General features: G+C 63.7%; 16 protein-coding genes. 9 read left to right on the top strand and 7 right to left on the bottom strand.

Translation table 11 applies throughout. The annotated features are described in order from the left end of the window. Window positions 1–15: 15 nt before the first annotated feature. The 3 genes from Q4I12_RS08570 to Q4I12_RS08560 form a co-directional block, all read right to left on the bottom strand. Window positions 16–1218 (bottom strand): amidohydrolase family protein, encoded by a 1203-nt coding sequence (locus tag Q4I12_RS08570; protein ID WP_297159577.1) that lies wholly within the window; start codon window positions 1216–1218, stop codon window positions 16–18. 6 nt (window positions 1219–1224) lie between these two features. Continuing rightward, window positions 1225–2088 carry a YitT family protein gene (locus tag Q4I12_RS08565; RefSeq protein ID WP_168934596.1) on the bottom strand — a complete coding sequence of 288 codons (864 nt, stop codon included), beginning with the start codon at window positions 2086–2088 and terminating at the stop codon, window positions 1225–1227. 171 nt (window positions 2089–2259) lie between these two features. Next, entirely contained in the window at window positions 2260–3057 is a 798-nt protein-coding gene (locus Q4I12_RS08560; protein WP_302261324.1) for a sulfite exporter TauE/SafE family protein, read from the bottom strand. A 359-nt stretch (window positions 3058–3416) separates the two neighbouring features. Here Q4I12_RS08560 and Q4I12_RS08555 point away from each other — a divergent pair, with 359 nt between their 5' ends. From Q4I12_RS08555 to Q4I12_RS08530, 6 genes are all read left to right on the top strand, one after another. After that, window positions 3417–4370, top strand: a complete 954-nt coding sequence (locus Q4I12_RS08555; protein WP_006003985.1) for an aspartate carbamoyltransferase catalytic subunit — start codon at window positions 3417–3419, stop codon at window positions 4368–4370. Then, the gene (locus Q4I12_RS08550) at window positions 4371–5633 is read left to right on the top strand and encodes a dihydroorotase (protein ID WP_302261323.1); all 1263 of its coding nucleotides are present in this window, start codon (window positions 4371–4373) and stop codon (window positions 5631–5633) included. It begins immediately after the preceding gene. A gap of 1229 nt (window positions 5634–6862) precedes the next feature. Next, complete coding sequence (amrB, locus tag Q4I12_RS08545; RefSeq protein ID WP_302261322.1) at window positions 6863–7732, top strand: AmmeMemoRadiSam system protein B; 870 nt, start codon at window positions 6863–6865, stop codon at window positions 7730–7732. Window positions 7733–7903: 171 nt separating this feature from the next. Further along, the gene (hysB, locus tag Q4I12_RS08540) at window positions 7904–8854 is read left to right on the top strand and encodes a NiFeSe hydrogenase small subunit (protein WP_168934600.1); all 951 of its coding nucleotides are present in this window, start codon (window positions 7904–7906) and stop codon (window positions 8852–8854) included. 47 nt (window positions 8855–8901) lie between these two features. After that, window positions 8902–10395 (top strand): NiFeSe hydrogenase large subunit HysA, encoded by a 1494-nt coding sequence (hysA, locus tag Q4I12_RS08535; RefSeq protein WP_168934601.1) that lies wholly within the window; start codon window positions 8902–8904, stop codon window positions 10393–10395. A gap of 188 nt (window positions 10396–10583) precedes the next feature. After that, window positions 10584–11162, top strand: a complete 579-nt coding sequence (locus tag Q4I12_RS08530; RefSeq protein ID WP_289616719.1) for a UbiX family flavin prenyltransferase — start codon at window positions 10584–10586, stop codon at window positions 11160–11162. A gap of 373 nt (window positions 11163–11535) precedes the next feature. Here the strand turns inward: Q4I12_RS08530 and Q4I12_RS08525 are convergent, their stop codons facing one another. From Q4I12_RS08525 to carB, 4 genes are all read right to left on the bottom strand, one after another. Next, window positions 11536–11790: a YMGG-like glycine zipper-containing protein gene (locus Q4I12_RS08525; RefSeq protein WP_040368933.1), complete on the bottom strand. Its 255-nt coding sequence runs from the start codon at window positions 11788–11790 to the stop codon at window positions 11536–11538. A 50-nt stretch (window positions 11791–11840) separates the two neighbouring features. Beyond that, window positions 11841–12263 (bottom strand): hypothetical protein, encoded by a 423-nt coding sequence (locus tag Q4I12_RS08520; RefSeq protein WP_168934604.1) that lies wholly within the window; start codon window positions 12261–12263, stop codon window positions 11841–11843. Between the two features lie 507 nt (window positions 12264–12770). Continuing rightward, window positions 12771–13898 (bottom strand): glutamine-hydrolyzing carbamoyl-phosphate synthase small subunit, encoded by a 1128-nt coding sequence (gene carA, locus Q4I12_RS08515; RefSeq protein ID WP_006003958.1) that lies wholly within the window; start codon window positions 13896–13898, stop codon window positions 12771–12773. Window positions 13899–13901: 3 nt separating this feature from the next. Continuing rightward, window positions 13902–17144 (bottom strand): carbamoyl-phosphate synthase large subunit, encoded by a 3243-nt coding sequence (gene carB / locus Q4I12_RS08510; RefSeq protein ID WP_168934605.1) that lies wholly within the window; start codon window positions 17142–17144, stop codon window positions 13902–13904. Window positions 17145–17439: 295 nt separating this feature from the next. Between carB and Q4I12_RS08505 the strand changes: the two genes are divergently transcribed. The 3 genes from Q4I12_RS08505 to Q4I12_RS08495 all read left to right on the top strand — a co-directional run bounded on the left by Q4I12_RS08505 (window position 17440) and on the right by Q4I12_RS08495 (window position 20690). After that, a complete protein-coding gene (locus Q4I12_RS08505) occupies window positions 17440–18648 on the top strand; it encodes an argininosuccinate synthase (RefSeq protein WP_287439507.1) in 1209 nt (402 codons plus the stop codon). Between the two features lie 159 nt (window positions 18649–18807). Beyond that, window positions 18808–20196, top strand: coding sequence for an argininosuccinate lyase (gene argH, locus Q4I12_RS08500; RefSeq protein ID WP_302261321.1), 1389 nt, complete (start codon window positions 18808–18810; stop codon window positions 20194–20196). After that, entirely contained in the window at window positions 20193–20690 is a 498-nt protein-coding gene (locus tag Q4I12_RS08495) for a hypothetical protein (protein ID WP_302261320.1), read from the top strand. The genes argH and Q4I12_RS08495 overlap by 4 nt, the downstream gene beginning before the upstream one ends. The last annotated feature ends 850 nt before the right edge of the window (window positions 20691–21540 follow it).

Raw genomic sequence — 21540 nt, 5'->3', positions numbered from 1 at the left:
CGAAATAGCATGGGATCAGATGGAGAGGCTTTCAGGCAGCACACTGAAAACGGCCCTGCTCCCGGGTTCGAGACGCCCGTATCCGGCAAGGCCCAGTGCGGCGGCCCCGTTCACAGTGAGGCACCGTATCAGGGCCTGCGGGGCAACGTCCAGCCTTTCGCGCAAAAAAACAGCTTCCTGACGCACATCCAGATCCGTGTTGGAGCTGAGGCCGTCCGTGCCCAGACAGCACAGCAGGCCGGACTCCAGCAGCGCGGCCACGGGCGCCGTGCCCACGGCCAGATATTCGTTGGAACGGGGGCACAGGCACAGGGCGCTGCCGCTGGCGGCCAGGGCCGTCACTTCGGCGGGCTCCAGCTGCACGCCGTGCACGGCCAGCGTGCCCGGGCCCAGCAGATCGAGACGCCGGGCATAGGCCACAGGTCGCAGATGCGGCACGGCCCAGTCTTCCGGCAGCACCATGCCCCGGTAGCAGTCCCACAGGGGGCCCTCGCCGTCAAGCAGCAGGCGCGTCTCGTCCTCGGATTCCGCCAGATGCAGGGCGAAGGGACACCCCTTCAGACGGCACCACTGCCGCGCATCCTGCAACACGCGGGCATCCGTGGAATACAGGGCGTGCCCGGCCGGAGCACAGCGCCCGGCCACTTCCGGCCGGCCTTCCAGCAGGGCACGGCAGCGCGGCGGCCAGGGACGCCCGTCGTCGATGAAGGGGGCCTGGCCGCCGAACCACTCGCAAAAATGGGTCACGCCCATGCCTTCCGCCCGCACGGCGGCATCCACCGCCAGCAGGCCGTCCCCGGCATAATCGCCCACATGGGCCGTGCCCGCCGCGGCCATGTCCCGGCAGGCCCCGATCAGGGCCGTGCCGTCATGCTCTTCGCGCAACAGGGCGATGAGGCTGCGCAGCCAGGCCGTGAAGCCCGCGCCGAACAACGTCCGGCCCGCCGTATGCGACAATTGCAGATGGCAGTGGGCATTGATGCTGCCGGGCATCAGGGTCACGTCGCCCATGTCCGTCACCGGGGTCCCGGCAGGCACGCGCACGCTCTTCCAGGGCAGCACGTCCAGGACGCGGCCGCCGCGTACCAGCAGCGCCGCATTGTCCAGGCCCTTGAGGGGGCGGAAAAGGTCGCGGCCCGTGGCGGGGCGCTCCCCGAGCATATCCAGGATGGTCCGGGCGCGGATGATGCGGAGCCGGTCGTCATGTTCTTGCAGCATAGGGCATCAATTCCGGCGCGAGAATTGTCCGCCGGACACGTAAAAGGTGTTCTCCACCACGAACAGGGCCTTGGGGTCCACCATGAAGACCAGGTTTTCCAGACGCTTGAGGGCCACGTTGTTGGTGACGGTGAGCAGGATCTCCCTGTCGCCGCCGGAATAGGCGCCCTTGCCCCGGATCAGGGTCACGCCGAAGCGCTCGCTGGCCAGGATGGCCTCGCTGACCTCCTCGCCCTTCTCGGAAATGATCATCACCAGCTTGCGGTGGTTGAACAGGCCCACCACATACTCCAGCGTATTGGCCGAGATGAACATCATGATGGTGGACGCGATGATGATGTCCAGCGACAGGCTGAACGCGCCCACCAGGAAGATGCAGATGTTGACCGCAAAGCTGAACTGCCCGATGGGGATGTTCCAGCGCTGTTTCAGGGCCACGGCGATGATGTCCGTACCGCCGCCGCTGCCCAGGGTGCGCAGCATCATGCCCACGCCGGTGCCGTGCAGCACCCCGGCCACCACGGCGGCGTAGACCTCGTTGTTGATGGGGATCTGGAAGTCCACGAACATGCCGAAGATGGTGGTGCAGATGGTGCCGTAGGCCGTATAGAGCAAGAAGCGGCGCCCCACGAAGAACCAGCCCCAGACCCAGATGGGGATGGAGAGCACCAGATACCAGATCAGGGGCGTCAGCAGGCCGGTATTGTAGAACACCAGCAGGGCCATGCCCAGGACACCGCCCGCCAGCATGGCGTGCGAAGCCACGACGCTCTTGACGCATACGGTGACGAAAAAGGCGCCGATGGTCAGCCAGAGCAGGTTCCACCAGACGGACTCAGCGAGCCTGTTATTGTATGTTTTCAGCTTCATGGGTCTCCCGATTCGAAATGGTTACGGTGGAAGGCCGCGTGCCAGCCTTGAAACAAGGACGGACAGGCCCGTTCCGTCCAAGGCCGCCGCGCTCCGCAAAAGAGCACGACGGCCTCGGCAGGGACGCGAGGCCCCGAAACGGTGACGGTCCCGGTCCGCCCGGGGATGATCCTAGAACAGGCCCACCAGCATGCGCAGGGCCACGATGATGAGGAAGACGGCAAAGCCCTTCTTGAGCTTGGCCGTGGGCAGGGAGTGGGAAAGCCTGGCACCGATGGGGGCCGTCATGAAGCTGGCGGCAGCGATGCCGAAAAAGGCCATCAGGTTCACGAAGCCCACACAGCCGGCGGGCAGGCCGGGGGCATTCCAGCCGCCCACGATATAGCCCAGCGTACCGGCCACGGCGATGGGGAAGCCGATGGCGGCCGAGGTGCCCACGGCGTGATGCAGAGGCACGTTGCAGAAGCTCATGAACGGCACGGAGAGCGTCCCGCCGCCGATACCCACGAAACTGGAGATGAGGCCGATGACGCCGCCCACACCGGCGGTGCCCAGGGCGCCGGGCATCTCACGACTGGCCGGGGGACGGTAGTTGGACAGCATCTGCAGGGACACAAAGCCCAGGAAGCAGATGAAGAAGACCTTCAGGAACAGGGTCGGCATGTGGGTGGCCACCAGACCGCCCAGGAAGGTGCCCAGCAGGATGCCGGGCGTGATGTTGCGGAAGATGTCCCAGTGGACGGCGCCGCGTTTGTGGTGGGCCCGGCTGCTGGCGATGGACGTGATCATGATGCTGGCCAGCGAGGTGCCCAGGGCTATCTGCTGCACATATTCGGCCGGGATGCCCTGACTGGGAAAGACCGCCACCATCATGGGCACGATGACGATACCGCCGCCCACGCCCAGCAGACCGGCAAGCACACCGGCCACGGCGCCGCAGCACAAATAGACAAGGATTGAAACGAGCATGACGACCTTCCTCCATGGCAGCGCAGGTCGTGCCCGGAGGCGCGATCGCGGTACGAAACGGCAGAAAAAACAAAAAGGCGTGGGGCCACGGGCCCCGTCACGCCCCCGGGACAGGCACCGGACACCTGCCGCTGGTCCGGCGCAATACCTCAAGAAAGTAGACAAAGCCCCCCAAAGCGTCAACTGACTTTTTGCTTTACAAAGCGCCCGGCAGCGTCTAGGTTTGCCCCCATGAAATGTCTGGCAACGTACCGCGGTGATCTGCGCCCTGTGAACGCCGTTCGCAGGGGTTCTGCCCGGTTTTTCTTTTGTCCCGCCGTTGAGCGGGCTTTTTTTTAATCCTGCAACCCCACGACGCCATGACTACAGATACTACGTACCGCTGGCCGCACAAAGACCTGCTGGACGTCACCCAGCTCGACGCACAGGACGTGCGTCACCTGCTGAACGTGGCCGCCAGTTTCCAGGAAATCAACCTGAGACCCGTCAAAAAGGTGCCTACCCTCAAGGGCAAGACCGTGGTGCTCTTCTTCGTAGAGAACAGCACCCGCACCAAGACGTCTTTCGATGTGGCCGGCAAGCGCCTTTCCGCCGACACCTACTCCCTGGCCAAGTCCGGTTCCAGCCTCAACAAGGGCGAGAGCCTCAAGGACACGGCCCTGACCCTGCAGGCCATGGGGCCTGACGTCATCGTCATCCGTCATCCCAGCAGCGGCGCGGCCCAGTTCCTGGCCGAGCGTGTCTCCTGCGGCATCGTCAACGGCGGTGACGGCTGGCATGCCCATCCCACCCAGGCCCTGCTGGACAGCTTCGCCCTGCGGCAGGTCTGGGGCGATGCCTTTGCCGGCAAGCAGGTGCTCATCCTGGGCGACATCGCCCACAGCCGCGTGGCCCGCTCCAACGTGCACCTGCTCACCATGCTGGGCGCCAAGGTGCGCCTGTGCGCGCCGCGCACCCTGCTGCCCGCCGGTGTGGAATCCTGGCCCGTGGACGTGTACGGCGACCTCAACCAGGCCGTGCGCGATACCGACGCCGTCATGTGCCTGCGCCTGCAGCTGGAACGCCAGCAGGCAGGCCTGCTGCCCGACCTGGCCGAATATTCCCGCCGCTTCTGCCTGACCGAACGTCATCTGGAACTCACCCACCCCGGCGTGAAGGTCCTGCATCCCGGCCCCATGAACCGCGGGCTGGAGATTTCCAACGACGTGGCCGACGACCCGCGCAGCCTGGTCCTCGATCAGGTGGCGTCCGGTGTGGCCACCCGCATGGCCGTCCTCTACCTGCTGGCCACCCGTAACGATGGAGGTTGCTAAATGACCCTGTGCATCAAGAACGCCCGTCACCTGGACGCCCCCGTTGACCTGCTGGTGCGGGACGGCAAGATCGTGACCATGACCCCCGCCGGCCATCACGCCGCGCCCGAAGGCAGCCAGATCGTGGACGCCCGCGGCCTGATCCTCATGCCCAGCATGGTGGACGCCCACGTCCACCTGCGCGAGCCCGGCTTCGAATACAAGGAAGACATCAACACCGGCCTGGAAGCCGCCGCCCGCGGCGGTTTCGGTTCGGTCATGTGCATGGCCAACACCAAGCCCGTCAACGACAACGCCAGCGTCACCCGTTTCATGCTGGACCGTGCCGCCCAGACCCATCCCCACGGTCCGCGCCTCTGCCCCATCGCCGCCGCCACCGTGGGCCTGGCCGGTGAAGAGATGGCCCCCCTGCAGGAGCTCAAGGACGCCGGTTGCGTGGCCATCTCCAATGACGGCCGTCCCATGCCCGGCACCGAACTGCTGCGCCGCGTCATGGAATACGGCGCCGACCTGGGCCTGACCTTCATCGATCACTGTGAGGACAGCACCCTGGCCCGCGGCTGGGTCATGAACGAAGGTCCCCTCAGCGGCAGCCTGGGCGTCAAGGGCCAGCCCCCGGTGGGCGAGGCCGTGCAGGCCGCCCGCGACATCATGCTGGCCGAATACCTGAACCTGCCCGTGCACATCGCCCACGTCTCCAGCGCCCTGACCGTGGACATCATCGCCTGGGGCAAGGCCCGCGGCGTCAAGGTCACGGCCGAGACCTGCCCCCACTACCTGACGCTGGATGAATCCGCGCTGGACGGCTACAACACCAACGCCAAGGTCAGCCCGCCGCTGCGCCGCCCCGAAGACCGCGAGGCCCTGCGCCGGGCCATCAAGGACGGCACCATCGACATCCTGGCCACCGACCACGCCCCCCACGCCGCCCATGAAAAGGAGCGTACCCTGGACGAGGCCCCCTGCGGCTTCACCGGCATGGATCTGGCCCTGACCCTGACCTGGCAGCTGGTGCGCGAGGGCGTCATCAGCGAGGCCGACCTGCACCGCCTCTGGAGCGTGCGCCCGGCCGAGATCTTCAATCTGCCCCTCAACCGCTTCGAGCCCGGTGATCCGGCCGACTTCTTCCTCTTCGATCCCGAAGAAAAGTGGACCGTCAGCCGCGAGACCCTGTACTCCAAGAGCTACAACACTCCCTTCCTGGGCCGGGAGATGCAGGGCCGCGTCTGCCATCACTGGCTGGGCGGCGTGCAGCTGTTCTAAAAAACAGGGAAAAGCCCTTGTAACTTTGTGCCATGCCCGAACGGTGTCCGTGCCGACGGGCATGGCACTTTTTTTCGGATCGGAGGAAGGGCTCCCCGTAGCGCTGCTGTCGATGCCCGCAGATGCCCTGTCGCAACGGTCACGGCCTGCTCCTGCTTTCGGGCAGCACGAGGCGTGGCCCATCCCCTCCCCAATGACGCACAGGACTGTCCCCTGCTCAGGACCCAGGACAGGACGAAACTAATCCCCCAAACGTCGGTTATCGTATGTCTCCTGTTCCCGGACTTATCATGAGCGAAGATATCCCTGGAGCTTGTGCGTGTATCGTTCCCATCTATGCCATGAAAGCAGCCGACAAGCCTTTTAGAGACCATCGTAAAACTACATATCGTGAACGTATATCTCCTTAAAAAATCACAATGAACAATAAGTTAGCATCCATAAAGATTTTTTCATGGGAATTTATATGGCTGCTGTTTTGTGGCTTCATGACCATAGTATGGGTGAGTGAAGTCTGGGACATCAAAACCGCACCGGAGAAATACGCTTGCTTGTGGGGTGGTGAAGGGCCCGTGGCTCGACTGTGGTACTATGCCTCGGAAAGTCTTTACTTGCTTCACCTTGTCTGCCTGATCGTTTGGTTTTTGTCTGGAATATGGCTTTGTGTGTGTCGATGGGCTCTCAAACGTGCATTGCTGCTTGCGCATGTTTGTCTGAGCATGTTGTGGCTCACGGCTGCTCTTATAACAAACTGCTGACGCTGCCGACCGGGCTTACCAAAGGAATGTTGCTCCTGACCTTGCTCACCTCTCTTTTATCCTGCGCCCTATTGCCAGGACATATGGGGATACCCTTATTGATGCCATGCCAATGGCCTGTCTGATGGGCCTGTGATTCCCTTTTCAGGAACAAGTCGCAGGGAAGCGAAAACTTCCATACAATACAAATGATGCGGAAAGGCACCTTTGAGATGCAAAGGTGCCTTTCTTATGCCCGCTCACTGCCTGCATCGCCAAAATCTGATGGACGAGGCACGCCTACATCCCTGAGGCGAAAAGTCTCTTGGGGAAAGCAGCTGACACAGCCTTGCAGGCCCTCCCCCGCCTTCGCCGCCATCTTCCCTCCCCTGCCCTTTTCCGCCGGAAAAGCTGCTCCGGTCTTGCTGGTCTTTGTCCGCCGCCGGCGCTATGCTCCTTCCAGTTCAAGATCTTTTTCGGGAGGATACCGCCATGCATCTTCGTCAGCCCGCTGTCGCAGGCCGTTTTTATACTGATGTCCCGGCCGACCTGCGCGCCGAAGTGGAGTCGTTCCTGAAACAGGGGGCGGCCCTGCCCGCTTCGGCCCTTGCCGCCGGGGATGCGGCCCATCTGGCGGGCCTCATGCTCCCCCATGCCGGGCACGTCTACAGCGGCCGGGTCATCGGCGCCACTCTGGCCCACGTGCGCTTGCCGCGCACGGTCTTCCTGCTTTGCCCCAACCATACCGGCCTGGGCACGCCCCTGTCCGTCTGGCCCGCCGGTGCCTGGCAGACCCCGCTGGGCCCCGTGCCCGTGGACGGTGAGATGGCCCGCCTGCTCTGCGAGGCCGACGAGGATTTCAGCGCTGATGTCATGGGGCATGTGCGGGAACACAGCATCGAGGTCCTGCTGCCCTTCCTCCAGGTCTGCGCGGGCGATGCGCCCCTGCATGTGGTGCCTGTCTGTGTGGGCACCGGCCAGGCCCCTGTGCTGCGCACGGCCGGACAGCGCCTGGCCCGGGTCCTGGAGCGCTGCCGGAGCCGCGACGGCCAGCGCCCCCTGCTGCTGGTCAGCTCGGACATGAACCACTACGAAGACCAGCGGACCACCCTGCGCAAGGACGACCTGGCCCTGGACGCCGCCCTCAAAGGCGATGCCGACGCCCTGCTGGCCACCGTAGCCCGGGAGGGCATCAGCATGTGCGGGGCCGCGCCGCTGGCTCTGGCATTCTATGCCCTGCACGCCTGGGCGCCCGATGCGGCAGTGCGCGCAACCCTGGTCATGCACGAAACGTCCGCCGCTGTTTCGCACGATACGGGACACGTCGTGGGCTACGCCGGACTGCGTATCTTCAGCTGCTGAAAGGTCCGTCAAAAAAACAAGCAAAGAGCTCGGAATCCCTTGTCCTAAGCCTGTTTCTTCGGATTGTTACGTTGACACAATCTTCCGGCCTTGGTACATCCATATTACTTATGTCGTTTGGCATAACCCGACTGCCGTTTTTTTTCACTACGCCAACATGAGGAGGCATGCATGAGTCTCAACAGGCGTGATTTCGTCAAACTGTGCACCGGCACAGTGGCGGGTTTCGGCGTTGCGCAGATGTTCCATCCTGCGGTTCGCGAAGCCCTGGCCGGCACGTTGACTGGCGAGCGCCCCCCTGTCATCTGGCTGCAGGGACAGGGCTGTACCGGTTGTTCAGTGTCGCTGCTGAACAACGTCAACCCCTCCATCGCTGATGTGCTGCTGAAGATCATCAGCCTCGAGTACCATCCTACCGTCATGGGTGGTGAAGGCCACGACGCCTACACCCACATGCTGAACATTGCCAAGAACTTCAAGGGCAAGTTCTTCCTGGCCATCGAAGGTTCCATCCCGCTGGCCAAGGATGGTCGCTACTGCGTGGTGGCCGAAGAGGGCCACACCGAGATCACCATGGCCGACCTGGTCAAAAAGCTGGCTCCCGATGCCGCCGCCGTGCTGGCCCTGGGTACCTGCGCTGCCTACGGCGGCATCCCCGCTGCCAAGGGTTCCGTGACCGAAGCCATGGGTACCGGTGCCATGCTCAAGCAGGCCGGCATCAAGACCCCCGTGGTCAACATCCCCGGCTGCCCGCCCCAGCCTGACTGGATCGTGGGCACCATCGCCCTGGCCCTCCAGAAGATCAAGGAAAAGGGCCTGGAAGCCGGGCTGGCCGAAGTGGTCTCCCTGCTGGACAGCGAAGGCCGCCCGCTGCCTTTCTACGGTCGCAACGTGCACGAGAACTGCCCCTATCTGGGCAAGTACGACGAAGGCAAGTTCTCCGCCACCTTCACCGAGAAGGACGGCTGCCGCTACGACCTGGGCTGCAAGGGCCCCGGTGCGTACTGCGACTCGTTTGAACGTAAATGGAACGGCGTCAACTGGTGCGTGGCCAACGCCATCTGCATCGGCTGCACCGAGCCCTCGTTCCCCGACGGACAGAGCCCCTTCTACAGCAACTAGAAGCGGCCCGGCTTTTCCATTTTTTCTGACGTTCAAAGGAGAGCTTTATGGCCAAGGCCACTATCGCCATCGATCCCGTCACCAGAATCGAGGGCCATCTCAAGGCCCAAGTGGTGGTGGAGAACGGCAAGGTTGTGGACGCCCACCTCACCGGTGGGATGTTCCGCGGTTTTGAACAGATTTTGAAAGGGCGCGACCCGCGTGACTCCACCCAGATCGTGCAGCGCATCTGCGGCGTGTGCCCCACCTCCCATGCCATGGCTTCCGCCCTGGCGCAGGAAAGCGCCTTCAACATCAAGGTGACCGGCAACGGCCGCATCACCCGTAACCTGATCCTGGGCGCCAACTACCTGCAGTCGCACATCCTGCACTTCTACCATCTGGCCGCTCTGGACTTCGTGGCCGGCCCCGATACCGCGCCCTTCGTGCCGCGTTTCGCCCAGCCCGACCTGCGCCTGCCCCCCGAAGCCAACAAGGTGGGCGTGGACCAGTACCTGGAAGCCCTGGAAGTGCGCCGCATCGCCCACGAGATGGTCGCCCTCTTCGGCGGCCGCATGCCCCATGTGCAGGGCATCGTGCCTGGCGGTGCCACTGAAATGCCCACCAAGGAAGCCCTGCTGGAATACGCGGCCCGCTTCAAGAAGGTGCGCCAGTTCATCGTCGAAAAATACCTGCCCATCACCTACATCGTGGGCTCCGTGTACAAGGACCTGTTCGAACAGGGCCAGGGCGTGCACGGCTGCTCCTGCTTCGGCGTGTTCCCCATGACCGACGACGGCAAGACCCACCTGCTCAAGGCCGGTATCTTCCTCAATGGCCGTGACGTGGAATTCGATCCCAAGAAGATCACCGAAGACCTCAAGTACGCCTGGTACGACGACGCCACCACCGGCAAGGGTGCTGCCGGCGCCGAGACCAACCCCAACCTGGACAAGAAGGACGCCTACTCCTTCGTCAAGGCTCCCCGCTACGACGGCGAAGTCATCGAAGTGGGCCCCGCCGCCCGCATGTGGGTGGCCAACGCGCCGCTGTCCGAAGTGGGCGTGAAGATGCTGAAGGAAAAGTTCGGCATCGAAGCCCGCACCATCCGCGACCTGGGCTGGGACAAGGTCTTCTCCATCATGGGCCGTCACGTGGCCCGCGCCGAAGAAGCCCTGCTCATCGCCAATGCTGTGGAAGGCTGGCTGAAGGAAGTCAAGCCCGACGGCGAGACCTTCACCCCCTTCGAGATCCCGCAGAGCGCCGAAGGCTACGGCTGCACCGAAGCGCCCCGTGGTTCTCTGGTCCACTACATCCGTGTGAAGGACCAGAAGATCGACAGCTACCAGATCATCTCCGCCACTCTGTGGAACTGCTCGCCCCGCGACGACAAGGGCCGCCGTGGTCCTCTGGAAGAAGCCCTCATCGGTGTGCAGGTCCCGGACATCAACAACCCCGTCAATGTTGGGCGCACCATCCGCGCCTTCGACCCGTGACTGGGCTGTGCCGTGCACGTGCTGCACGCTGAGACCGGCGAAGAATCCATCGTGAACCTGGGCTAGGTTCCGCGCGATTTGTCGCTTTGTCCCCCCTGTCCGTGTGGCAGGGGGGACTTTTCTTTTCCTCTCTCCCACCGTATCCTCAGTTTTCCGTCCCCGCTCCCGCTTTCATGCCATCCTGCCAAAGGGCACCCCTTCCGCTGCCTGCGGCAGAGGCCCTCCTCCGGGGAGAGTACGGCCTAGGAGCTTTTATGAAACGAATCATCGTAGGCGTCAGCGGTGCCAGCGGCATGCCCCTGGCCCTGTGTCTGCTGCGCCATCTGGCTGCCCTGCCCGACGTGGAAAGCCACCTCATCCTTTCCCCCGGGGCCCATGCCGTGCTGGAAGCGGAATGCGGCCTTGCCCCGTCCGCCCTGCATGCCCTGGCCGACGTCAGCCATGATGCGGCCTGTCTGGGAGCCGCCCCGGCCAGCGGCTCCTGGCAGCACGACGGCATGGTGGTCTGCCCCTGCTCCATGAGCAGCCTGGCCAGCATCGCCACCGGTGCCGGAACCAACCTGCTGCACCGCGCCGCCGACGTGACCCTCAAAGAGCGCCGCCCCCTGATCCTCGTCCCCCGGGAAAGCCCCCTGAGCCGCATCCATCTGCGCAACATGCTCTGGGCCAGTGAGGCCGGAGCCGTCATCATGCCCTTCATGCCCGCCTTCTACAGCGGGGAGGATACCCTCGAAGGGCTCATGGGCCAGTTCTGCGGCCGCATCTTCGATCAGCTGGGGTTGTCCCACCAGTTGTGCCGCCGCTGGCAGGGTCCTTCGGATGAGAGGTGCTGAAGCAAATATGTGATGAGGGGGAAGGGGGGGACTTTTTGGAAAAAGTCCCCCCCTTCCCCCTCAAACTCCCCCATCCCCTCCCCAAAACTTTTGCTCTGGTCTATGGCAGGATGAAGTAACGCGACAGACCGTGCCCGACGCCCCTGTCCCCCGGAAATACGGGGAAGGTCCATCCGGCATCTTTCGTATGGAAACGCACGAGGAACAGGAGGGGCTTCTGCCGGAGATGCAGAAAAATGATGCTCCGGGGATCAAGGCCATCCGCATGGCGGATGGTTTTCCCTTTCGCACCGTGGAATGCAACAGGATAAAGGCCATAAAAAAACCGCTCCCCGAAGGGAGCGGTCGCTGTCACAAAGCAAAAAAAGCGGGGTTACCAGCCGCGATGATGGTAACGGCTCTTTTCCTGCTGGTTGCCTACGATACCACCGGCCAGAGCACCCATACCGGCACCAGCCAGAGCGCCCCAGCCCACGGAACCGCCGGAAATGGCGGCCACGCCGGCACCACCCAGCGTACCCAGCGCGGCACCGCTGGCCACGCCCTGCTGGGTGGGGGACATATTGGTGCAGGCGACGCCCGTCGCCATAAAGGCGGCCATCAAGATGATCGCAAACAGTTTTTTCATAGAAGTCTCCACAATACGCAGCAGCGTATCAGTTCGTGAGGGACGATCCGTTATTGAGCGGCCGCAAGACGCGGCTCGACGAGTTCAAACCACAGCACACCCAGGACAGGACGGTCCAGTCTGTCAGGGTGAGCCGCATACCAGGCATCCACTTCTTCCACGATGGTGGTGCGCTTCACGTCCTTGAACGCCTTCATCCAGCCCTTTTCGAACTTGGACAGGTTGGACACAGGCATCTTGCCGTTCTTGGCGGCCAGTTCAGCTTCCCGGCTGTTGACGAAGTATTCCGTGGCGATGGCGGTATCCATGCCGAACAGGAAACTCAGCTTGTTGTCCAGGCTGCTCTTCTGCCACACGCTGCCCGTGAATTGCAGCACGGGATTGTTGCCCTTGTCCTGATCTGCCGCCTGAACGCCGGCAGCCCCGAACACAAGCGCCGCAGCCAGACAAAGGCTCATGATGGCTTTTTTCACTCCAGACTCCTTTGGTCTGTTGCCCTTGCGGACAGTTGAAGGCCGACCTGCCTGCAGCAGATTCGGACCGATATCACGACGATAGCCCAAGTGCGCAGGTGATGGCAAGCCTGTGCCGGAACCTTGGCACCAAGAGCGTGAGCGAAACGTCAGTGCCCGGTATCGCAGTAGTTTTCCTTCACCCTCCCCAGATGTCCGTCCTTTGACGGCAACGCATCCCTCTTGTACGGCCTGAGCGCTGGCCCCACATCAGCCCTGCATTAATAGCCCTTTGGGAAAGCATTCCTGTAGCACGCCCGGTCTTCGCTCTTCTGTTCACAGGGCATCCCTGCGTGTTACCAACGCCCTGTCCCTACTCCTCCGCAGCATAAAAAAACAGGGCCCTTCCGAACGGGAAGAGTCCTGTAAACAGATACCTGATAAAGCGCGCTGGGGAGGGGGGAGTTTGAGGGGGGAACCCCTCTCGCGCTAGGCGAGGGGGTCCCCCCTCAAAAATCCCGCCAGATCTTAGGCCAGAGCGGCCTTCATCATCTCATGGAAGCGTTCGAAGAGGTAACGCCCGTCGTGGGGACCGGCGGCCGCTTCGGGATGATACTGCACGCTCATGATGGGCAGGGTCTTGTGACGCAGGCCTTCCAGGGTCTGGTCGTTGAGGTTGATGTGGGTGGCTTCCACATCGTCCAGGCCGTCCAGCACCACATGGAAGCCGTGGTTCTGGGACGAGATCTCGATGCGGCCCGTGCCCAGATCCTTGACCGGATGGTTGCAGCCGTGGTGGCCGAACTTCAGCTTGGCCGTGGTGCCGCCCAGGGCGTGGCCGATGAGCTGATGGCCCAGGCAGATGCCGGTCACGGGGAATTCCTTCACCAGTTCGCGGATGATGGCGATCTCGTCCTTCAGGGTGGCGGGGTCGCCGGGGCCGTTGGACAGGAACACGCCCTTGGCACCGCTGGCGCGGGCCTGATCCGGCGTGAAGGAAGGCGGCACGGCCAGGGGCTCGAAGCCCACTTCGGCCAGCAGGCGCAGGATGTTCCATTTCACGCCGAAGTCATAGACCAGCAGCGGGATGCCCGTGCCCTGCCAGGCATAGGCGCCGTTGGCGTCGAACTGGGCGTCCTTGGGGCCGTCGGCCGTGAGGATGTAAGGCTTCTGGGCGGCCACGAAGGGCACCAGGTTCTGGCCTTCCATGCTGGGCAGGGCGCAGGCCTTGGCGCGCAGGCTCTCCACATCCAGATCACGGGTGGAGATGATGCCGCGCATGGCGCCGTTGATGCGCAGGTGGCGCGTCAGGGCGCGGGTGTCCAGGCCTTCCATGCCGGGCACGTTCCAGCGCTTGAGGAAGTCCGGCAGGGATTCCTTGGAACGCCAGTTGGAGGGCTCCTTGCAGCATTCCTTGACCAGCAGGGCGCGCATGTGCACGCGGCCGGATTCCATGTCTTCGGCGGTGATGCCGTAGTTGCCGATGAGCGGATAGGTCATGCACACCATCTGCCCGTAATAGGAGGGGTCGGTGAGCACTTCCTGATAGCCGGTCATGCCTGTATTGAAAATCACTTCCCCACCGGTTTCGAAATCGCCGGTAAAGGATTTGCCCTGAAGGCAGAAACCGTCTTCAAGTACCAGTAATGCTTTCATATCTTACCCCCGCGCTTCCCGCGCGTAGTATTCCTGCAGGCTTTCCACATGCGTGTCTTCGCGGCGCTTGCCGATGGCGATGGCCGAGGCCTTGGCACCGGCCACGGTGGTGCAGTAAGGCACGCCGTAGCTCACGGCCGTATGACGGATGGACTTGGAGTCGCGGGCCGTGTTCTTGCCCGAGGCCGTATTGATGACCAGGGCCACGTCGCCGTTGATCATGCGGTCCACGATATTGGGACGGCCTTCGTAGACCTTGAGCACTTCTTCCACTTCCAGACCGCGCTCGCGCAGGTAGCGGGCCGTGCCGCGCGTGGCCAGCAGGTGGAAGCCCAGGTCGGCGAACATGGCCGCCACTTCGGGCAGGATGGGCTTGTCGCGGTCATTGACCGAGATGAAGACATTGCCGCCCTGCGGCAGATCCTGACCGGAGGCCAGCTGGCTCTTGTAGTAGGCTTCGGGGAAGTCGCTGCCCATGCCCATGACTTCGCCGGTGGAGTGCATCTCGGGTCCGAGGATGATGTCCACGCCGGGGAAGCGCTGGAAGGGAAGCACGGCTTCCTTGACGCAGGTGAAGCCGCCGCGGCGCATGCTCCAGGGATCCAGCTCGTCCAGGGTCTTGCCCAGCATGACCTGGGTGGCCATGTAAGGCAGCGGCACGCCGGTGGCCTTGGAGACGAAGGGCGCGGTGCGCGAGGCACGCGGGTTCACTTCAAGGATGTACAGGTCGTCGCCCTTGATGGCGAACTGGATGTTCATCAGGCCCACGACCTTGAGCTCGCGGGCCAGGGCTTCGGCCTGGGCGGCGATGAGGGCCACGTGGTCATAGGAGAGCGAGAAGGAAGGCAGCACGCAGGCCGAGTCACCGGAGTGGATACCGGCTTCTTCGATGTGTTCCATGATGCCGGCCACATAGACTTCCTTGCCGTCGGACAGGGCGTCCACGTCCACTTCCACGGCATGTTCCAGGAACTTGTCGATGAGGATGGGATGCTCGGGCTTTTCGGGCACCTGTTCGCGGAAGTAATCCACCAGCTCTTCCTTGTCATAGACCACGGCCATGGCACGGCCGCCCAGCACGTAGCTGGGACGCACCACCACGGGATAGGTGATGCGCTCGGCCACTTCCAGCGCCTGATCCAGGTCCATGGCGGTACCGTTCGGCGGCTGGAGCAGGCCCAGCTTTTCGATGAGGGCCTGGAAGCGTTCGCGGTCTTCGGCGCGGTCGATGGCATCGGGCGAGGTGCCCAGGATCGGCACACCGGCGCGCATCAGCGGCACGGCCAGGTTCAGCGGGGTCTGGCCGCCGAACTGCACGATGACGCCTTCGGGCTTTTCCTTTTCCACGATGTTCATCACATCTTCAAAGGTCAGGGGCTCGAAGTACAGGCGGTCGGAGGTGTCGTAGTCCGTGGACACGGTCTCGGGGTTGGAGTTGACCATGATGGCCATGATGCCCGCGTCGCGCAGGGCGAAGGAGGCATGGCAGCAGCAGTAGTCGAACTCGATGCCCTGGCCGATACGGTTGGGGCCGCCGCCAAGGATCAGCACCTTGCGGCAGTCCTTGGTCTGCACTTCGTCACCCTTTTCATAGGTGGAGTAGTAATAGGGCGTGTAGGCTTCGAATTCCGCGGCGCAGGTATCCACCAGATAGAAGGTGGGCACGATGCCCATTTCCTTGCGCAGACGGCGGATGTCGGTCTCGGGACGCTTCCACATCTCGGAGAGCTGACGGTCGGAGAAGCCGTATTCCTTGGCTTCGCGCAGGATCTCCGGCAGCTCGGGGTTCAGGGGCGTCATGTCGTTGGCCAGACCGAAGTCGCGGATGCGGGTCTCCATGTCCACGATGTCGCGCATCTGGCGGATGAACCAGGGATCGATGCCGGAAGCCTCGTGGATGTCTTCCACGCTCACGCCGGCCAGCAGGGCCTGGCGCAGGGTGAAGATGCGGCGCGAATGGGGCTTGCGCAGACCGGCCATGATCTCGGGCAGGGGCGGCAGCTCGCGACGGAAGTTGAAGCCCAGGCCGGAGGCGCCGATCTCCATGGAGCGCAGGCCTTTCTGCAGGGCTTCCTTGAAGGTGCGGCCGATGCTCATGGCTTCGCCCACGCTCTTCATGGAGGTGGTCAGCTCGTCCTTGGCACCGGGGAATTTTTCAAAGGTGAAGCGCGGGATCTTGACCACGCAGTAGTCGATGGCCGGCTCGAAGCTGGCCGCGGTCTCGCGGGTGATGTCGTTGCGCAGTTCGTCCAGGGTGTAGCCGATGGCCAGCTTGGCGGCCAGCTTGGCGATGGGGAAGCCCGTGGCCTTGGAGGCCAGGGCCGAGGAACGCGACACGCGCGGGTTCATCTCGATGACCACCATCTCGCCGTTGGCGGGGTTGATGCCGAACTGCACGTTACTGCCGCCGGTCTCCACGCCGATCTCGCGCATGATGGCGAAGGAAGCGTCGCGCATCATCTGGTATTCGGCGTCGGTCAGGGTCTGGGCCGGGGCCACGGTGATGGAGTCGCCGGTGTGCACGCCCATGGCGTCCACGTTCTCGATGGAGCAGACGATGACGCAGTTGTCATTCTTGTCGCGCATGACTTCCATCTCGAACTCTTTCCAGCCCAGCACGCTCTGCTCGATCATGACTTCGGACACGGGGCTGGCGGAAAGGCCGTGACCGGCCACTTCTTCCAGGTCGGCCATGTTGTAGGCGATACCGCCGCCGGTGCCGCCCAGGGTGAAGGCCGGGCGGATGATCAGCGGGAAGGGCAGCACATCGCCCAGGGCGCGCACTTCATCCATGTTGTGGGCAATGCCGCTGGCAGGCACTTTGAGGCCGATGTTCTCCATGGCCTGCCGGAACAGTTCGCGGCTTTCGGCCTTTTCGATGACTTCGGCACGCGCACCGATGAGCTCAACGCCGCACTCCGCCAAAACGCCGCTCTTGGCCAGACCAAGAGCGGCGTTGAGCGCCGTCTGTCCGCCAAGGGTAGGCAGCAGGGCATCGGGGCGTTCCTTGCGGATGATGGCCGCCAGGGTCTGCTGCTCGATGGGTTCGATATAGGTGGCGTCGGCCATGTGGGGGTCGGTCATGATGGTGGCCGGGTTGGAATTGACCAGCACCACCTCGTAGCCTTCTTCCTTGAGGGCCTTCACGGCCTGGGAGCCGGAATAGTCGAATTCACAGCCCTGGCCGATGACGATGGGACCTGCGCCGATAACCAGAATTTTGTGTAGATCCGTGCGTTTGGGCATTGGATGTTCCTGTATGGTTGGGAAAATCGCAGGGGTGCGGCCCTGCCCCTCCGGGTGCCTCCCCTGCCGCCCCATGGCGCATTGCACGGAAGACATCCGGTTAAAACGTTTTTTTCTATCCGCTTGCGCTGCCTTCGTCAAGATGCTGCCTGCCCTTCCCGGCAGGATGTCCGGCCAAGGGCACGGCCAGGGCCAAAGCGTGCGCCTGCGGGCCTTTTGCCCCCTTTCGCACTTGCCAAGGACGGGCTTTTGGAGAATACTGCTTCCCTCTCAATCTTTTTTACGAGGCCTTACGATGAACAAAGACATCAAGAAAGTTGTGCTCGCCTACTCCGGCGGCCTGGACACCTCCGTCATCCTCAAGTGGCTGATCGAAACCTACAAGTGCGAAGTCATCACCGTCACTGCCGATCTGGGCCAGCCCGAAGACCTGAGCGGTGTGGAAGCCAAGGCTTACAAGACCGGCGCTTCCAAGGCCTACGTTGTGGACCTGCGTGAAGAAATGGCCCGCGACTTCGTCTTCCCCATGATGCGCGGCGCCGCCCGGTATGAGAACCGCTACATGCTGGGCACCTCCATCGCCCGCCCCATCATCACCAAGGCCCTGGTGGACATCGCCCGCAAGGAAGGCGCTGACGCCATCGCCCACGGCGCCACCGGCAAGGGCAACGACCAGGTGCGCTTCGAGTTCGCCGCCAAGGCCCTGGCCCCCGACCTGAAGGTCATCGCCCCCTGGCGCGAATGGGACCTGATGTCCCGTACGGCCCTCAACGCCTTTGCTGAAAAGCACGGCATCCCGATCTCCAAGGAAGCCAAGCGCTACAGCATGGACGCCAACATGATGCACACCAGCTTCGAAGGCAGCGAGCTGGAAGATCCGGGCAACGCTCCCCACGAGTCCTGCCACGAGCGCTGCGTGCCCGTGGAACAGGCCCCCAACGAGCCCGATATCATCGAAGTGAGCTTCGAGCACGGCAACCCCGTGGCCGTCAACGGCGAAAAGATGTCGCCCTACACCATCATCAAGACCCTGGCCGAACTGGCCGGCAAGCACGGCATCGGCCGTGACGACATGGTGGAGAACCGCTATGTGGGCATGAAGTGCCGCGGCGTGTACGAAAACCCCGCCGGCACCCTGCTCTACGCCCTGCACCGCGACCTGGAAGGCCTGTGCATGGACCGCGAACTGCTGCAGCTGCGTGACATGCTGGCCGTGCCCTACTCCCACGCCGTGTACAACGGCTACTGGTTCTCGCCCGAACGCGAAGCCATGCAGGCCTTCATGGACAAGTCCCAGGAGACCGTCACCGGTACCGTGCGCGCCAAGCTGTACAAGGGCGGCGTGTGGCCCCTGGCCCGTACCTCTCCCTTCTCCCTGTTCTCCGAAGACCTGGCCACCTTCGAAGGCGGCAACTACGACCACAAGGACGCTGCCGGCTTCATCCGCCTCAACTGCCTGCGCCTCGGCATGTACGCCGCGGTCCAGAACAAGCTGGGCAAGTAAGTCTTCCTCACGGCGGACGGGGAGACCCGTCCGCCCCGTTCTTTCCATCCGGAAGGCCGCCCCGTCCGCATCCCGCACGGGGCGCCGCCGTTTCCGGCCCCCTGTCATCGCGCGCCGCAGCGCATACACCGGCCCCTCCCGGGGCAGAGAGATCTTTCCATGAGCACCAATCAGAGCTGGGGCGGCCGCTTCGCCGAAGGCCCCAGAGAAGCCGTGGCCGCCTATACCGATTCCCAGACCTATGACCGCGCCCTCTATGCCCAGGACATCCGCGGTTCCCAGGCCCATGCCCGCATGCTGGGCCGTCAGGGCGTCATCACCCCCGACGAGGCCGAACAGATCGTCAACGGTCTCGATGCCGTGAAGCAGGAGATCGAATCCGGCGCCTTTGTCTGGAAACCGGCGCTGGAAGACGTGCACATGAACATCGAGGCCCGCCTCACCGAGATCATCGGCGACATGGGCAAAAAGCTGCACACCGGCCGCAGCCGCAACGACCAGGTGGGCCTGACCTTCCGCCTGTTCGTGGCCGACCGCCTGACGGCCTGGCAGCAGCGCGCCGTCCATTTGTGCGCCACCCTGGTGTCCTGCGCCGACGGCCATCAGGACGACATCCTGCCCGGCTGCACCCACATGCAGCCCGCCCAGCCCGTGAGCCTGGCCCACCATCTGCTGGCCTATGCCTGGATGTTCCGCCGCGACTGCATGCGCCTGGACGACGTGCTCAAGCGCGTGCGCATCTCCCCGCTGGGCTCCGCCGCCCTGGCCGGCACCACCTATCCCCTCGATCCGCAGAGCGTGGCCGACGAAGTGGGCTTCGACGGCATCTACGGCAACTCCATGGACGCCGTCTCCGACCGTGATTTCGTTCTGGAGGCCCTGTTCGCCGGCTCCTGCATCATGGCCCACCTGTCCCGCCTGTGTGAAGAGCTCATCATCTGGGCCAACCCGGCCTTCGGCTTCGTGCAGCTCTCCGACGGCTACTCCACGGGCTCGTCCATCATGCCCCAGAAGAAGAACCCCGACGTGGCCGAACTCATGCGCGGCAAGACCGGCCGCGTCTACGGCTCGCTCATGGGCATGCTGACCATCATGAAGGGCCTGCCCATGACCTACAACCGCGACCTGCAGGAAGACAAGGAAGGCTTCCTCGATGCCGACCACACCGTGGATGCTTCCCTGATGCTCATGGCCGGCATGCTGGAAGAACTGACCTTCCGCACCGACCGCATGCGCGCCGCCTGCGCCCGCGGCTTCCTCAACGCCACGGAACTGGCCGACTATCTGGTGGGCAAGGGCCTGCCCTTCCGCGAGGCCCATCACGTCACGGGCCATGCCGTGGCCCTGGCCGAAAAGCAGGGCAAGGGACTGGAAGACCTTTCGCTGGCCGAACTCCAGCAGCTGGACGCCCGCATCGCCGATGACGTCTATGCCGTGCTGGATTACGCCGCCGCCGTGCGCCGCCGCGAGACGCCCGCCGGTACCGGCCCCCGTTCCGTGGCCCGCCAGATCGAGCAGCTGCGCAGCTGGCTGCAGGAGCGCGCATGAGCCAGCAAAAAGCCACCGGCTGGAAAGTGCCCCTGCTCTTCTGCGCCGTCATGGGCGTAGCCGTGCTGGGCACCTGGTTGTGGCGCAACCTGGGCAAGCCCGAGGTTCCGCCGCTGGAGCCCGGTCTCGTGGCCGTGGCCCAGACCTACCACATCGACCTGGAAGCCGGCCCCGAAGGCAAGCTGCTGCGTGAGTCCATCACCAACGCTTCCACGGGTTTTGCCACCCATGACAGCAAGGACGCCCGTCTGGCGGCCCTGATCGACAAATCGCTGGACATGGGCCGCTTCGATGCCGCCTGTGTGGCCGCCGTTCTCCTGTTCGACCAGCACAAGCGCGAGGGCAAGCTCATGCATATCGCCCGCAGCGCCGCCAAAGACTGCGCCACCCTGCCCTGGGGTGCCTTTGCCGCCAAGGCCATGAAGGATCCCGGCGTCCAGACCGACGCCCACTTCCTGCTCAATGCCCGCTGGCGCGAATGCCCCCGGCCCTGAGCAGAAAAGGCTGTTTCTTGAGGGAGGGGGGACCTTCTGCCAGCGCGAGAAGGTCCCCCCTCCCTCAAACTCCCTCCCCCTCCCAGCGCGCTTTACCAGGACAAATTTTTCTGCAAACGACGGCACGGTCCCCCATCGTTACAGCATGCAGTGATCCGTCGGCCCGGGACATGCCGAGACGCTGTGAAGCGTTGGTGCTGTACACGGCCGGGGCTCCCTCTTCCGGTATGGTCCTTCCGGGCAGGTCAGGCAAGACAGAAGCCTTTTGCGCCACGGCCCGGTGCGGCATCCCTGCCTGTCTACGGATCCATACCGCCCGACCGTTACAGCCCGGCCTCTTCCCTCTCCACGACCTTTTTTCTCCCGCTCTCCGAACCAGCCCATCGAGTTCTTGCCGCTGTGCGGAAATATGCCCGTACCGCCCTTCGCCCATGAAGGATGCCGGCGCCGCCCACAGGCCCCTGCCCAGAAAAAAAGAAATTTCCTTGATTTGTGGCAGACCATAGCGCAGGATTTGTCCAGACTGTTCGCTGTGCCGGGCGGCTGCCCGTCATGCCCCGGAAGCCGGAAAGGCTGGCCCGAGCCCTTGTCCCGCTTCCGCCGCCCCGTGCCCGCTCCGAGTCTGTTGCCCGCAGCCTTCCGGAAAGAGCTTTGCGCTGTTTGGCCGGAACACGATGCATAGCCGACACGGACATGACGACACGGCAGGGCCGCACGCCCTTCCACCGTGCACCTACCACAGCACCGGGGGACCGGAGCGGGATGACTGCCCGGGGCGCTGCGACACAGTCGCATGGACCTGAATAAAAAGTTTTGGCAAGGGTGATGGGGGAGCTCGAGGGGGAAGAGG

The organism is Desulfovibrio piger, from assembly GCF_951793255.1.
GTDB lineage: Bacteria > Desulfobacterota > Desulfovibrionia > Desulfovibrionales > Desulfovibrionaceae > Desulfovibrio.
This window is presented reverse-complemented; position numbering and strand designations above follow the sequence as displayed.

What these genes read in the sequence shown, in the direction of transcription:
- Q4I12_RS08560 (WP_302261324.1), bottom strand. Translation starts at nt 3,057, where the DNA reads ATGCTCGTTTCAATCCTTGTCTATTTGTGCTGCGGCGCCGTGGCCGGT.
- Q4I12_RS08525 (WP_040368933.1), bottom strand. Translation starts at nt 11,790, where the DNA reads ATGAAAAAACTGTTTGCGATCATCTTGATGGCCGCCTTTATGGCGACG.
- Q4I12_RS08570 (WP_297159577.1), bottom strand. Translation starts at nt 1,218, where the DNA reads ATGCTGCAAGAACATGACGACCGGCTCCGCATCATCCGCGCCCGGACC.
- amrB (WP_302261322.1), top strand. Translation starts at nt 6,863, where the DNA reads ATGCATCTTCGTCAGCCCGCTGTCGCAGGCCGTTTTTATACTGATGTC.
- Q4I12_RS08555 (WP_006003985.1), top strand. Translation starts at nt 3,417, where the DNA reads ATGACTACAGATACTACGTACCGCTGGCCGCACAAAGACCTGCTGGAC.
- Q4I12_RS08495 (WP_302261320.1), top strand. Translation starts at nt 20,193, where the DNA reads ATGAGCCAGCAAAAAGCCACCGGCTGGAAAGTGCCCCTGCTCTTCTGC.
- Q4I12_RS08565 (WP_168934596.1), bottom strand. Translation starts at nt 2,088, where the DNA reads ATGAAGCTGAAAACATACAATAACAGGCTCGCTGAGTCCGTCTGGTGG.
- carA (WP_006003958.1), bottom strand. Translation starts at nt 13,898, where the DNA reads ATGAAAGCATTACTGGTACTTGAAGACGGTTTCTGCCTTCAGGGCAAA.
- argH (WP_302261321.1), top strand. Translation starts at nt 18,808, where the DNA reads ATGAGCACCAATCAGAGCTGGGGCGGCCGCTTCGCCGAAGGCCCCAGA.
- carB (WP_168934605.1), bottom strand. Translation starts at nt 17,144, where the DNA reads ATGCCCAAACGCACGGATCTACACAAAATTCTGGTTATCGGCGCAGGT.
- Q4I12_RS08505 (WP_287439507.1), top strand. Translation starts at nt 17,440, where the DNA reads ATGAACAAAGACATCAAGAAAGTTGTGCTCGCCTACTCCGGCGGCCTG.
- Q4I12_RS08550 (WP_302261323.1), top strand. Translation starts at nt 4,371, where the DNA reads ATGACCCTGTGCATCAAGAACGCCCGTCACCTGGACGCCCCCGTTGAC.
- hysB (WP_168934600.1), top strand. Translation starts at nt 7,904, where the DNA reads ATGAGTCTCAACAGGCGTGATTTCGTCAAACTGTGCACCGGCACAGTG.
- Q4I12_RS08530 (WP_289616719.1), top strand. Translation starts at nt 10,584, where the DNA reads ATGAAACGAATCATCGTAGGCGTCAGCGGTGCCAGCGGCATGCCCCTG.